Annotated in this window: 13 protein-coding genes; 10 read left to right on the top strand and 3 right to left on the bottom strand. The window is 61.9% G+C overall.

The genetic code is table 11. The annotated features are described in order from the left end of the window. Positions 1–63: 63 nt before the first annotated feature. The 4 genes from BLO50_RS14995 to BLO50_RS14980 all read left to right on the top strand — a co-directional run bounded on the left by BLO50_RS14995 (position 64) and on the right by BLO50_RS14980 (position 2,326). On the top strand, positions 64–438 hold the full coding sequence (locus tag BLO50_RS14995; protein WP_090254325.1) for a hypothetical protein: 375 nt from the start codon (positions 64–66) through the stop codon (positions 436–438). A gap of 104 nt (positions 439–542) precedes the next feature. Beyond that, a complete protein-coding gene (locus BLO50_RS14990; protein WP_090254323.1) occupies positions 543–1,034 on the top strand; it encodes a DUF4189 domain-containing protein in 492 nt (163 codons plus the stop codon). Between the two features lie 148 nt (positions 1,035–1,182). After that, positions 1,183–1,890, top strand: a complete 708-nt coding sequence (locus tag BLO50_RS14985; protein WP_090254321.1) for a hypothetical protein — start codon at positions 1,183–1,185, stop codon at positions 1,888–1,890. Positions 1,891–1,915: 25 nt separating this feature from the next. Next, positions 1,916–2,326 (top strand): hypothetical protein, encoded by a 411-nt coding sequence (locus tag BLO50_RS14980; RefSeq protein ID WP_090254319.1) that lies wholly within the window; start codon positions 1,916–1,918, stop codon positions 2,324–2,326. A gap of 34 nt (positions 2,327–2,360) precedes the next feature. On the opposite strand, the gene BLO50_RS14975 is transcribed toward BLO50_RS14980, so the two are convergent. The 3 genes from BLO50_RS14975 to BLO50_RS14965 all read right to left on the bottom strand — a co-directional run bounded on the left by BLO50_RS14975 (position 2,361) and on the right by BLO50_RS14965 (position 6,200). Continuing rightward, positions 2,361–5,252 (bottom strand): EAL domain-containing protein, encoded by a 2,892-nt coding sequence (locus tag BLO50_RS14975; RefSeq protein WP_090254317.1) that lies wholly within the window; start codon positions 5,250–5,252, stop codon positions 2,361–2,363. A gap of 85 nt (positions 5,253–5,337) precedes the next feature. Further along, entirely contained in the window at positions 5,338–5,772 is a 435-nt protein-coding gene (locus BLO50_RS14970) for a BLUF domain-containing protein (protein WP_090254315.1), read from the bottom strand. Between the two features lie 11 nt (positions 5,773–5,783). Further along, a complete protein-coding gene (locus BLO50_RS14965; RefSeq protein ID WP_090254313.1) occupies positions 5,784–6,200 on the bottom strand; it encodes a hypothetical protein in 417 nt (138 codons plus the stop codon). A gap of 190 nt (positions 6,201–6,390) precedes the next feature. Between BLO50_RS14965 and arsS the strand changes: the two genes are divergently transcribed. From arsS to BLO50_RS14935, 6 genes are read left to right on the top strand one after another with little or no spacing between them, the layout of a single operon-like run. Next, positions 6,391–7,356: an arsenosugar biosynthesis radical SAM (seleno)protein ArsS gene (arsS, locus tag BLO50_RS14960; protein WP_186343828.1), complete on the top strand. Its 966-nt coding sequence runs from the start codon at positions 6,391–6,393 to the stop codon at positions 7,354–7,356. 10 nt (positions 7,357–7,366) lie between these two features. Beyond that, positions 7,367–8,758, top strand: a complete 1,392-nt coding sequence (locus BLO50_RS14955; protein ID WP_090254309.1) for a sodium:solute symporter family transporter — start codon at positions 7,367–7,369, stop codon at positions 8,756–8,758. Beyond that, positions 8,758–9,726: a hypothetical protein gene (locus tag BLO50_RS14950; RefSeq protein WP_090254307.1), complete on the top strand. Its 969-nt coding sequence runs from the start codon at positions 8,758–8,760 to the stop codon at positions 9,724–9,726. Before BLO50_RS14955 ends, BLO50_RS14950 begins: the two co-directional genes overlap by 1 nt. Continuing rightward, complete coding sequence (locus BLO50_RS14945) at positions 9,719–11,860, top strand: FAD-dependent oxidoreductase (RefSeq protein ID WP_090254305.1); 2,142 nt, start codon at positions 9,719–9,721, stop codon at positions 11,858–11,860. The genes BLO50_RS14950 and BLO50_RS14945 overlap by 8 nt, the downstream gene beginning before the upstream one ends. Further along, a complete protein-coding gene (locus BLO50_RS14940; protein WP_167354471.1) occupies positions 11,860–12,564 on the top strand; it encodes a DUF3047 domain-containing protein in 705 nt (234 codons plus the stop codon). The genes BLO50_RS14945 and BLO50_RS14940 overlap by 1 nt, the downstream gene beginning before the upstream one ends. Before the next feature lie 60 nt (positions 12,565–12,624). Next, positions 12,625–13,698: an FAD-dependent oxidoreductase gene (locus BLO50_RS14935; protein ID WP_090254301.1), complete on the top strand. Its 1,074-nt coding sequence runs from the start codon at positions 12,625–12,627 to the stop codon at positions 13,696–13,698. The last annotated feature ends 6 nt before the right edge of the window (positions 13,699–13,704 follow it).

Genomic DNA, 13,704 nt, shown 5'->3' with positions numbered 1-13,704 from the left:
TTACAAACCTGGACCTGCTGGTCCGTCCCTCTGTTGCACCCATAAAAAACATTGGAGCTTGCTATGTACCTTCGCTCAATCACCGCACTAACCACCGCGTTCCTACTGTCCGGCTGCGCCGCCACCATCAACCAAAGCGGCCTGGAACAACGCACGGCCCAGGCCATCGGCCAACCCGTCGGGCAGTTCAGCATCACCGAGCGCACCGAGGAAACCGGCGGGCGCATCAACTACAACGTCAGCACCAAGAACGGCGGTACTTATCGCTGCTACATGTATTCCGCCACCGGTTTTCAGAAGGCCATGAGCTTTGGCATGACGCCACATTCGGACGCTATCTGCACGCCTATGGCCGGTACGCCAGCCATTAGCGGGCAACGCAGCAACAGCTCCGGCAGCACCTGCAACGCCCTGCTGCAAGCGGCAGGTCGCTGCTGATTGCTCAGATTTCCCGCTGAGCGCTGGCGCAGTCGAGCGCTCAGCGGGAAGTGCACTCGCTCGTAGTTATGATTTGAGCGGTCAACCATTTGGATGTTGATGCCATGAAAGAACGGTTCGCTTATCTGCCTCTACTGTTAGCCGTGCTGATACAGGCAGAGGCCCGCGCAGAAGGGCGCTGCCCGGATGGCTATTTCCCGATTGGTGGCGGTAGCGCCGGCTGGGAAGGTTGCGCACCGATGGGGCCTGGAGCCGATGGCGCGCAAGAACCGGAACCCCAGCTGGAAACACGCTGGGGCGCGGTCGCGACAGCTGATGGAGCCTTAGGTGTTGCAGCCGGTCAGGAATCCCAAGAAAGCGCCGAGCAGCATGCGCTGGCTCATTGCCAAACCCACTCCGAGGGCAAGGTCTGTAAGGTTCTTATCGCCTACTACAACCAGTGCGTCGCAGTCGCCTGGGGCGATGGCGGCAGTCTTTGGGCACGCTCGCCTGATGTTTATGATGCGGAAGATATGGCGCTAAGTAATTGCCAGCAGAAAACCACTAACTGCGATATCTACTACTCAGCCTGCAGTTATGCCGAACGCATCCAGTGATACGACTCACTTCACGTCGCCTGTTGATACTGCAGAACGTATGGGTAACGCGGCGTGTTATGGGCCATTGTTTAATCAAGGCGCCAGTGTCGTATTTCACCCCAGCAGACCGGCTTTTGAGCGGCTTACCCAAGCAGGAGCAAATCATTTGAAAGCACTCGCAACCCTGCTCTCCATTGCCGTGTCGCTGCCACTCACGGCTATGGCCTGCCCGATTGGCATGCAGTACGACGGTTATGGCTGCAGCCCGCCGTATCAATACAGCATGGACGACTGGATTCGCGAGAGAAACGATTACCTGGATTCACTAGGGCCGAAGAACCCTGCACCGGTAGTCTCTATGAGCGCCGAAGAAGTAGCCGAGATGCAAAGACTGCAAGCCGAAAAGGAGCAGCGCGATGCGGCAATGGCTCAGGAACTTGCTCAGGGGGTCTGGTTTTCCACGTCCAGTGACACACCTGAAGGCAAACTTTGCGTGGCAACCTTTGCCAAATTCACCCGCGCAGACAATGGCAAAAGCGGAGGCATGGTCAGCATTCTCGGCTTTCAACAACCCAAACCGGATGCCTGGCTGATCTTTTACGGCAGCGGCCTGCCCACCCCAAAAAAGGTAAAGAAGATAACGCTCACGCTGCAGCAAGACGATGAACCGGCGCAGACCGTAGAGGTGTTCAGTTACAGGTATGAAAGAAAGATTGGCGCGATCGCGCTTGCCGTACCTGGCTTGCCCGCAGCGCTGGAAGGCATGCGTGACAAACAGCGCTTTGTATTATCGATAGACGGCGAAACCTTGATGACCCTGGCGTGGGCAGATGCGGCACCTGTCATTCAGCAACTTCAGCAATGCGCGCAATAACTCAGCCAAAAGACAGGACTGAAGAATGAAATTACGAGCCCTGGCAATAGGTGTGCTGACCATCCTCACCCTTGCTGGCTGCGCCAGCGGCCAAAATGTCCATCTGTACACGCCGGAAGAACAAGCGGGGATGACCGCAGATGGCGCTATTGCCACGATGCTGACGCCATCCGAGTTGCAGGAATACTTCAGCCATGCGGGTAAAGCGGCCAAACCCACAGGCCATGTGTCCTACTGCAATGCCGGTGCACTGAGTGGTTCCGCCAGAAGCAACGCACTCAAAACCGTGGACGGGGTTTGTGGTGGCACAGGGCAATACACCATTGTTCGCGCTGTACCAATGCTCGATGCCGTAAGCACTGCCGTGGGCACCAGCTGCACGCGCTCGGAGATGATCATTTTCAGGTGCGACGGCCAGCAACCCAGTGGCAAGTAGCATGAGTGTGGCCGGCAGCACGCTGTAAATGCTCTCAACGACGGTCGAGGGCCAGCTGCATCTGCACATCGCCCTGAGTGCTGTCGCTGAGCTGGGTCAGCGGTTGTGGATGACCAATGCAGTAGCCCTGGGCATAGTCGAGCCCCAACGCTTGCACGCAGTCTAACGTGGCCTGGGTCTCGACAAACTCGGCCACCGTACTCAAGCCCAGCTGGCTGGCGATCTGCTGCATCGAACCGACCATGGCTTGGTTGATCGGGTCACTCTCGATACCGCGGATAAAACTGCCGTCGATCTTGACGATATCCAGCGGCAGATGGCGCAGGTAAGCGTAGGAGGCAAAGCCGCTGCCGAAGTCATCCAGCGCTACTTTCAGGCCCAGGCTGCGCAACTGCTTGATCCACTGCGCAGACACCCCCAGCTCGCCCAACGCGACCATCTCGGTCACTTCGATGCACAGCTTGTGCGCCGGCAAGTTGTGCCGCAGCAGCTCGCTGTGGAGCATCTCGTGGAAGTGCGCGTTGAGCAGCGAGCTGGCAGTCAGGTTGAAATTCACCTGAGCCAATTGCTGCACATGCCGTGGGTTGTCCGCCAGCCATTGCAGCAGGCGCATCACCACCCAGCGGTCGATGGCACCGAGAAAGCCGTAGCGCTCGGCGGCACCGAGAAACTGCCCCGGGCTGATCCACTCACCACTGTGCGGGTCGTGGTAGCGCAGCAGCACTTCATAGCGCAGGCCATCGCTGGCGTTCTGCAGCGCCATTACCGGCTGATAGAACAGCTCGAAATGGCCCAGTTCGATGGCCTCACGCAGGCGGGTGATCCATTGCAGCTGGCGCTGATGCTCCAGCAGCACGCCATCGGCCGGGTTGAACTGCTGCACGCGGTTGCGACCGAGGTGCTTGGCCAGCTGGCTGGCGCTGTCGGCCCAGTTCAATGCGGTTTCCCAGTCGCTGACGCCGCTGTCCAGCTCCAGCAGGCCGATGCTGGACTGCACGCGGAATGGTCGGCCCTGCCAGCTGAAGACGAATTGCTCAACGCAGTGGCGCAGATTTTCTGCATGTTCCAGAGCGGCCTCGTTGTTGATTTCACGCAACAGCACCGCGAATTCATCGCCCCCAATGCGCGCCAGTTCGGCATGCCGCGGCAGTTGGTGTCGTAAGTGGCCAGACAGTTGGCGCAGCAGCTGATCACCCGCCGAATGCCCGCACAGGTCATTGACCTGCTTGAACTGATCCAGGTCCAGGCACAACAAATGGCTGTAGCGCGGCGTGCTCTGGCCTTTGAGGCTTTCACGCAGCAGGCGCTCCAACTCGCGGCGGTTGAGCAGGCCGGTCAGCGAGTCATGTGCAGCCAGGTACTGCAGGCGCTCTTCCAGCGCGCGGCGCTCACTGAGGTCGACCACGATGCCTTCGATGCAATCCTGGGTCGGGCGCAGGTGCAACGACAGGTATACCCAATGGCTCTGCCCGTCGAGGCCATGAATCTGACATTCCTGGCTGGTGGCCGGTTGCTCGTTGTGCAGTTGCGCCACGTACTCGGCCCACTGTTCGGTGCCCAACAGCTGCTGCATGGACAGCTCGCGGCTGTCCTGTGCCAGCCCCAATAGCGCGGTAAAACTGGGGTTGGCTTCAATCAGGGCGCCGCTGCGGGTGCACCGGAAAATGCCCTCACCACTGCTGCTGAACAACGCCTGGTACTGCTCCAGATTGCCCAGCGCCTGAGCCTTGCTTTGCAACAAGGCACGGCGGATATGCTCCAGTTGCTTATCGAGGATGGCGCCAAACAGCAGCATGCTCAGCACTGGCAGGTAGGCATGCATGTAGTTAAACCCCGGCGGCAAGGGAATCACTCCCGTGCGGCCGAGGGGCACCAACAGCATCAGCAACAGGGCCGAACTCCAGCACAGCAGGTAACCGATGGCATAAGGCCGCCGCTGGTACACGCCGAGAATCAACAAGAGCAGCTGGAACATGCCGTTAAACAGGATCAGCACATTCAGTGCCTGGTAGGAGCGGAAGTGGCCATAGCTGACGATGGTCCAACCGCACACCAGCAGGGTCACAGCAAATAGCACGTTGCGCAGATGGCGCACACGGCCCAACTCCAGTTTCAGCGAGCTGGCGAGAAACAGGCTGCTGAAGATCAACATGCCAGGGTTGGCCAAATTGGCCATCTGAGCCGACAACCACACCCACTGCGGCGCCAGCAGGCTGATGATGCCGTGCATGCTGGCGTTGTACAGCGCCACGCTGGCCACCGTCAGGCAGAACCACACCAGCTGCGTTTCGCGCAACGCGCTGTATTTCACCAGGAAGAACAGGGTCAGGCTGAGCAGCGCACCCAATAGCAAGCCGCTGCGCATCCAGTGTTCGGCCAGCAATAGCGGGCTTTGTTCGGCCGCCACCAGCTGCATCGGCACACTCACCGCCGAACCGCTTTGCACCCGCAGTAACAAGGTATGAGGACCTTCGCCAAGACGCGGCAGGTTGAGCAGAAAATGTGGTGAGGGCGCGCCACGCAAAAGAAAATCGCGGTGGTCACCGCTGTAGAAGGGCGCGATCAACCGCTCACGGTCGTATAGCCAGACTTCGATGTCGTCGAGAAAAGGCCGGTCGATCATCAGGTCAAGACGTTCGGCCACCGGTGCATCAAGGCGAAACGCCAACCACCAGGCGCTGGCGGAGTAACCCAGGCGCGGCACGCCATCCATTCGCGTGCCTTCGCGGTCAATTCGCTGCTGCACTTCGGCCGCGGTCAAATTGCCACTGGGGTCTTCCAGCACCAAACTGGCGGGCACTTCTACCGGCCGCGTGAGCTGTTCGTTGCTCAGCACCAACAATGGCAGCTCAGCAAACGCCGAAGCGCTGCCCAGTGCAAAGCAGAGCAATGCAGCCAGCAAAGGAAGGTTGAGCAAACGGAGCATCCTGGCGCCTCAATAAACTGCGAGGTGCGCCAAGGCTCAGGGTGAACACAGCTCGCCGGCTAGAGCGAGTTGACGCTCGTGAATTCTAGCTGAGAACTGGCGATTTGATTGCGCTGACGGTCTCACTCAGCTCCAGTAGCAGCCCGGTAATTTGCTCGGCACTCATGTTGAAGGGGTCAAAACGGTCGCTGGAGGAATATTTCAGAAACAGCTCGCGGTTGGCCTGCTTCGCACCAGCCCAGCCCATGCTCCAGTTGCCGTAACGGCGCATGCTGATTTCCGCGTAATCGAGGATGGTCAGGTCCTTGTGCCGACTGTCATCTGCCAATCGGTTGTACAGGGCGTTCACCTCTGCACGCGGGCCTTCCAGCGCCTGCAGGAAGATATCCGCATTGCAACAGAGGATGCCGGTCAGTCCTTTGCCTGGATTGTTGCGCTGTGAACTGTCGAGAATCTCGCGGATCAGCTCGGAAGAAACGCCGTGACTGGCACGGCTGGCGTAGGTGAGGCGCACAAGCATGGTGATCTCCTTTAGCGCGGAAGCAGGGTCCGGGCCAGAATCAGGGTGCCCACGCCCCAGGTGGCGTTGAGCAGAAAGCCAATCAAAAAGCGGCCCGGCAACTGCGCCGGATCAACCCCCATACCCTTGAGCGGAAACACCACCAGCAGGGCAACAGTAGTCAGGGCGATACCACCAAACAGCAGGGCCTTGATCCAGGGTTGTGGCTTGTGTGCATCCCAGCGCAACACCAGCAGCATCACCACCGCCCAGACACCGCCCCAGAAGGATGCCGAAAGCAATGACGGCACTCCCAGCGGCGCCGTTGGAGTCAAGTTGAACGGCGCAAACGGCACCACAGCCAAGGCATGCAACACGCCCAAAACCGGCTGATGAAAAAACGGCACGGCCAAGAAACCCGCTACAAAGAACAAGCTAAGACGTAGCATCGACACATCCCTTGCTGAGAACTATCAGCCGATACTGCCCTATCTGTATAAGATTTGTATAACTAATTGCGTAACATTCTTCTGCCTACACGCGTAACAAAAGCCCTCGGGCACTCTCTATAGTGGCTACTTAGCGGCTGACATAATCAACCGACGCATCAGCATCAAGGAAACAGACACCGTGCATGCCATGCTTCCCTTGCTCGACCAACTGGCGTTTCCGGCCATCCGCCGTGGCCAGCTGGAAGCACTGCAGATCAACCTGACCTACCGCTGCAACCAGCGCTGCCTGCATTGCCACGTCAATGCCGGGCCGACCCGCACCGAGGCCATGACCGATGAAAGCCTGGCCCTGCTGCATCAGGTGATCGACGCCCACCCTGTGCACACCCTAGACCTCACCGGAGGCGCGCCGGAGATGCACCCGCGTTTTCGCGAGATCGTCAGCCACGCGCGCCGCGAAGGCCTGCGGGTGATCGATCGCTGCAACCTGACCATCCTCAGTGAACCGGGCTATGAAGACCTGGCGCAGTTTCTCGCCGACCAGGGCGTGGAAATCAGTGCTTCGCTGCCTTGTTACTCACGCGATAACGTCGACAAGCAGCGCGGCGATGGTGTGTTCGATGCCAGCATCAAGGGCCTGCAGCAACTCAATGCCCTAGGCTACGGCCAGCCGGGTAGCGGCCTGATCCTCAACCTGGTGTACAACCCGCAAGGGCCGAGCCTGCCGCCACCGCAAGCGGCGCTGGAAGCCGATTACAAACGCCACCTGGTCGAGGACTTCGGCATCGTCTTCAACCACCTGCTGACCATCACCAACCAGCCGATTGCGCGCTTTGGCAGCACCCTGGTCAGCAAGGGCCAGTTCAACGGCTATATGCAGCTGCTGCGCGACAGCTACCGGCCGGAAAACCTCGAACCCTTGATGTGCCGCAGCCTGGTCAGCGTCGATTGGCAGGGCTACCTGTACGACTGCGATTTCAACCAGATGCTCGATCTGCCGCTGCAACTGCCAGAGGTGATCGGCCGTGATCGGCCGCACCTGCGCGATCTGCTCGATGCAACGCTGGCCGGCAACCCCATCGTGACCCGTGATCATTGTTATGCCTGCACCGCCGGCCAGGGCTCCAGCTGCGGCGGCTCGTTAACTTCCTAAGGATCAATCCATGCAACCAACCAGTCTCACCGGGCTGTTCTTCTGGGGTTTTCTGCTGGTCTATGGCGCGCTGATGCTGGCCTTGTCGCCACGCGCCGTAACCCTGGGCGGGTTCTTTAATGGCGAGGACAACCAAGGCCGCAGCGCCAGCCCGTGGTTGATCACCTCCAGCATCTTTATCAGCTGGATCTTCGCCAAATCGGTGACCAATGCCGCTAATCTGGGTGCCACTTATGGCCTGGTCGGCGGCTTGGCCTATGCCATGTACTGGCTGTCAATTCCGCTCACTGGCTTTGTCATCTACCGCCTGCGTCGGCGCTTTGCGGCGACCGGCCTGGTCAGCTTCCTGAGCAGTCACTACGGCCGTGGCGCAGCGCTGGCGTTTTCCGCCGCGATTCTGATTCGTCTATTTAACGAGGTGTGGAGCAACACCGCTGTGGTCGGCGGTTATTACGGTGACTCCGGCAGCTTCGAGTTTATTGCCTCGGCCTTGCTGTTTACCGCCGTGACCCTGGCGTACAGCCTGCGCGGCGGGCTGCGCAGCTCGATCCTTACCGACGCGGCGCAAGCGGCGATCTTCGTGATTGCCCTGGTCTGGGTGCTCGGCCTGGTGCTGCCGCAGCATTCGCCGACTGAGCTGGCCAGCACCAGCAATTGGGCGCTGAATGCCGGGGTCGACCTGCTGCTGGTCGCCAGTCTGCAGGCCTTCAGCTACGGCTTCCATGATCCGGTACTGACAGATAGGGGCTTTATCAGCGAAGAGAAGGCCATGCGCCGCTCCTTCGTGATTGCCGGGGTGCTGGGTTTTATCGCCATCCTCGCCTTCAGCCTAATCGGCGTGCACGCCCAACTTACCGGCCTGGCCGCCTCCGACAACGTACCCGCCGCCCTGGCCAAGAGCCTGGGCATCGGCGCGCTGCTGGTGATGACCGTGGTGATGGTTTCCGCTGCTGGTTCGACCCTGGATTCGACCTTCTCCAGTCTGGCCAAACTGGCCGGGCGCGAGTTGCCGAAGCTGGCCGGGCGCGACCTCGGACAGAAAGCCATTGGCGTCGGCATGGCGGTGATGGTGGTGTTCGCACTGCTCGGTAACCTGCCAATGATCGCAGGCACCGATATTCTCAAGGCCACCACCATCAGCGGCACCATGGTCATCGGCCTGGCCCCGGTATTCGTCCTGCACGGCCTGACCACTCCGACGCGGCTGGGCTTTCACCTGAGCTTCTGGACCGGCCTGGGCCTGGGCGTCGCCCTGACCCTGAACTGGATTCCACAGAGCTGGGCCATCGGCGACGGCAAATATGCGTTGCTGCTCGGCACCAACCTGTATGGCCTTGGGCTGTGTGTACTCGGCTATCTGCTGCCCGGTTGGTTGCTGCAGCGCAAAGCAGGCAAAGCCTGATGCGCGCCGGCCGCGACTGCCCGCTGGACTATCGCCTGACGCGGGATGCCTTTAGCGGTGAGCCGCTATTCGAGTGCGACACCCTCTATGTGGTCGGCGGCCTGTATGGCAATCGCCAGGCCCTGGCCGCCCTGCAACGGCGCCTAGCCGCCGAACCACAGGCGCGTGTGGTGTTTAACGGCGACGCGCACTGGTTTGACCGCGACCCGCAGATTTTCCAGCAGATTGAGCAGGGCATCAGCGCCCATCTGGCCCTGCGCGGCAATGTCGAAACCGAACTCGGTCGTGCCGACGACAGCGGTGCCGGCTGCGGCTGCGCCTACCCGATGACAGTGGATGAGGCAGTGGTCGAGCGCTCCAATGCCATCCAGCTGGAATTGAACAGAACCGTGCAGGGTTTGCCCGGTATGGCCGGACGCCTGGCTGCAAGGCCGAGCACAGCGTTGGTCAGCGTGGCCGGCCAGCGCGTAGCGATCAGCCATGGCGACGAGCAATCCCTGGCCGGTTGGAGCTGCTCGCGGGAATCGCTCAGCGAGCCGGAGCGTCAGCAGCAACTGGATGCCTGGTTTACCGCCAACAGGGTGCAGGTGCTCGCCACCAGCCATACCTGCTCGGCGGTGGCCTTGAACCTGGAGCATGGCGCGCTGATCAATAACGGCGCGGCCGGACTGCCGAACTTTGCCGGCGGCCGCTATGGCCTGCTCAGTCGCATCGCCACCACGCCACACCCGGCGGCCCTTTACCGTTGCCAGCGTGACGGCCTGTTTATCGAAGCGCTGCCGCTGAACTACGACCACACTTCTTTTCTCGCCGACTTCGACCGCCAGTGGCCTGCCCATAGCCCGGCGGTGTTGTCCTATCGTTCGCGGGTGCTCGGCCAACTGACCGACCGCCCAGAGACTGCTCTGCTGGCCGGTTTTAGCCTGTGCCAAAGCCTGTGCGCCTTGGAGGCGCTGACTGATGGATAGCCGCAAACTCGCCCTGATGGGCCTGATCCTCGCGCTGCTGGGCAGCTTCTTTGTCTTCGATATCGGCCAGTACCTCAACCTGGAAGCACTCAAGGCGCAGCAAGCGGCGCTGAATGCTCGAGTGGCCGCGCAGCCCTGGCTAGCGGCGGGGCTGTTCTTTATCGCTTACGTCGCGGTCACGGCGCTGTCGCTGCCCGGCGCGGCTTTGATGACCTTGCTGGCCGGCGCACTGTTCGGTCTGCTCGAAGGCTTTGTGCTGGTGTCATTCGCCTCGACGATGGGCGCGACCTTGGCCATGCTCAGCAGCCGTTTCCTGCTGCGCGATTGGGTGCAAAGCCGCTTCGGCCAGCGCCTGGCAGGTATTGATGCGGGCATCGAACGTGAAGGCGCGTTCTACCTGTTCGCTCTGCGCCTGGTGCCGCTGTTTCCGTTCTTTCTGATCAACCTGGCCATGGGCCTGACCCGCCTGCCGGCGCGCACCTACTGGTGGGTCAGCCAGCTCGGCATGCTGCCGGGCACACTGGTGTTCGTAAATGCCGGCCGCGAACTGGGCCAGCTGGACTCCCTGGCGGGCATCCTCTCGCCGGGGCTGCTGGGTGCCTTCGTGCTGCTCGGGGTATTCCCGCTGATCGCGCGCAAGCTGCTCGGCCTGATCCAGGCGCGGCGAGTGTATGCCGGCTGGCAAAAACCCAAGACCTTCGACCGCAACCTGCTGGTGATCGGCGCCGGTGCCGGTGGCCTGGTCAGCGCCTATATCGCCGCGGCGGTTAAGGCCAAAGTCAGCCTGATCGAAAAACACCAGATGGGCGGCGACTGCCTGAACACCGGCTGTGTGCCATCCAAGGCGCTGCTGCGTTCGGCCAAGCTGGCCAATGAACTGAAAAAGGGCTCGGCATTGGGCTTTACCGGCGTGCAGGGCACGGTGGATTTCCCGGCCGTGATGCAGCGCATCCAGCGGGTGATTGCCGACATCGAACCGCATGATTCGGTGGAGCGCTACACCGGCCTGGGCGTCGAAGTGATTCAGGGCGAAGCGAAGATCCTCTCGCCCTGGAGCGTGGAAGTGAATGGCCAGACCCTGACCAGCCGCAACCTGATCATCGCTGCCGGGGCGCGGCCGCTGGTGCCGAAGATTCCTGGCCTGGAGCAGGTGCAGAGTTACACATCGGACAGCATCTGGAGCCTGCGTGAACAGCCGCGTTGGCTACTGGTGCTCGGCGGCGGGCCGATTGGCTGCGAGCTGGCCCAGGCCTTCCAGCGCCTCGGCAGCCAGGTGATTCAGGTGGAGCTGGCCGAACGCCTGCTGCCGCGCGAGGATGCCGACGCCAGCGAGTTGGTACTGAATAGCCTGCGTGCCGACGGCGTGGATGTGCGCCTGCAACACCGCGCCGAACGCTTTGAAGTGGTGAATGGCGAACAACGCATGGTCGCCCGCCGCGTGGACACCGGCGAGGAGGTGACCATCGCCTTCGACGGTCTGCTGCTGGCCCTCGGCCGGGTGGCCAATGTCAGCGGCTACGGCGTCGAGGAACTGGGCCTAACGGTGCGGCCTAACGGCACCCTGGAAACCGACGAATACCTGGCGACACGCTTCCCCAATATCTATGCGGTGGGCGATGTCACCGGGCCGTACCAGTTCACCCATGTGGCGGCGCACCAAGCCTGGTATGCGGCGGTCAATGCGCTGTTCTCAGGTTTCAAGCGCTTCAAGGTGGATTACCGGGTGATTCCTGCCTGCACCTTTACCGACCCCGAAGTCGCCCGCGTCGGCCTCTCCGAAGGCGAAGCCAAGGCGCAGAACATTGCCTACGAGGTGACCCGCTACGGCATCGACGACCTCGACCGGGCCATCGCCGACGAGGCTGCCCACGGCTTTGTCAAAGTGCTGACCGTGCCGGGCAAGGACCAGATTCTCGGGGTGACCATCGTCGGCGAGCACGCCGGGGAGCTGCTTGCCGAATACGTGCTGGCGATGAAGCATGGCCTGGGCCTGAACAAGATTCTCGGCACCATTCACACCTACCCGACCATGGCTGAAGCCAACAAATACGCAGCCGGCGAATGGAAGCGCGCCCATGCTCCGCAAGGCCTGCTGCGCCTGGTCGAGCGTTTCCATACCTGGCGCCGCAGCTGATGCGTAGGTTACTGCTGGCCCTGCTGATGCTGACGCCGCTGGCGCAAGCCGAAAACCAACTGACGCCCTGGACGGCTGGCCCGCCCAACGGCGAATGGTCAGCGCCCTGGCGCCTGGCGGATATTCCCAAGCTCAAACCGTCCGCGCGTACGCTGGTCGAGCAGGACGGTCAGCAGGTGCTGCGCATCCAGGCCGATGCCGCCGCCGGTGGCCTGTTGCACCCGCTGGATTTGCCCGGCGATCAGCCCTGGCAACTGAGCTGGCAGTGGCGCACCGAGCGCAAACTGGAACAGGCGCGCTTCGCCACACGTGAAGGTGACGACTACGCCGCGCGGGTTTATGTGCTGCTGGATTACCCGTTGGATTCGTTGAGCTTTGTCACTCGGCAGAAGCTGCGCCTGGCGCGTACGTTCTTTGATCCCGACCTGCCGGCGGCAACCCTCAGCTATGTCTGGGACAACCGCGCGACACCCGGCACCCACGCGCGCAGCGCCTACACCGAGACGGTGGAAATGCACGTGCTGCGTGGCCCGGAAGCGCCACTGGGGCAATGGCTCAGCGAGTCCCGCGACCTGAATGCCGATGCCACCGCTGCCTTTGGCAGCGCACCGCGCAGGATTCTTGGTGTGGTGTTTGCCGCCGACAGCGACAATACCGGCGAATCCGCCGAGAGCTATTTCGCCGTGCCGCAGTTGCAGCGCTAACGGGCCGCGGCGCAAGCCCGTACCATTAGCGCACACCGATTACCTGACGGACGTCCGCGTGTGAGCACTCATTACGACCTTCTATTGATCGGCGCCGGCCACGCCCACCTCGGCGTGCTGCGGCGCTGGGCCCTGGTCGAGCGGCCGCCGGGGCGCATTGCGCTGCTCAGTGCCGGTCCGGTGGCCTGGTATTCCGGCATGCTACCGGGGCTGCTGGCTGGGCGGCATCGGCCAGAGGATTGCCAGGTCGAGCTGCAGGCACTGTGCCGCGCGGCAAAGGTCGAGTTGATTGTCAGCCCGCTGGAAAGCCTGTCCGCCGCACAGCAACAGGTGCAACTGGCCAATGGGCAGACCTTGAATGGCAGCTGGCTGTCGCTGAATGTCGGCGCGCAGGTCTCTGCACCTGCGCAGCACGGTGATGCCATGCAGGTGCTGGCAGTAAAACCCTTCGCGGCATTTCTTGATGGTTGGCAACGCTGGCAGGCCGAGCCTCAGCCCTTGGCGATTCTCGGCGGCGGCGCGGCGGGAGTTGAACTGGCGCTGGCCTTGGCCGGGAAGGTGCCGCAACTGGCGCTGTTCTGTGCCGGCCATCTGCTCGATGGTTTGTCTGCTGGCGTGCGTCTGCGTGCCCTCGGCCATCTGCGTCAGCGTGGTGTGTGGGTGCGCGAGGATTGCCCAATCAGCCGCATCGAGGACGACTGCCTGTTCAGCGGCGACGAACCGGTCTGGCGCGGTCAACGGCTGCTGTTGGCCAGCGGCGCCCAGGCTTTTGCCTGGCCGGCGCACAGCGGGCTGGGCTGCGATGAGCAGGGCTTTGTATTGATTGCGCCGACGCTGCAGAGCTACACCCACCCGACGATTTTCGCCGTGGGCGACTGCGCCAGCCTGCCCGGCGCACGCAAAAGCGGGGTGTACGCGGTGCGCCAGGGGCCGGTGCTGGCGAACAACCTCAGCGCCGCCTTGCGCGGCCTGCCCCTCAAACGCTACCGGCCGCAACGGCAGAGCTTAGCGCTGCTGGCGACCGGTGACGGCGGTGCCCTGTTGGACTGGCATGGACACAGTGCCGGCGGGCGTTTCTACGGGCGCTGGAAGGATTTTCTCGACAAGGGTTTTATTCAGCGCCATCGCCTGTAAGGACTG

Source organism: Pseudomonas peli, from assembly GCF_900099645.1.
GTDB classification, from domain to species: domain Bacteria; phylum Pseudomonadota; class Gammaproteobacteria; order Pseudomonadales; family Pseudomonadaceae; genus Aquipseudomonas; species Aquipseudomonas peli.
The sequence above is the reverse complement of the archived record's forward strand: the minus strand, read 5'-3'. Positions and strand labels throughout refer to the sequence as shown.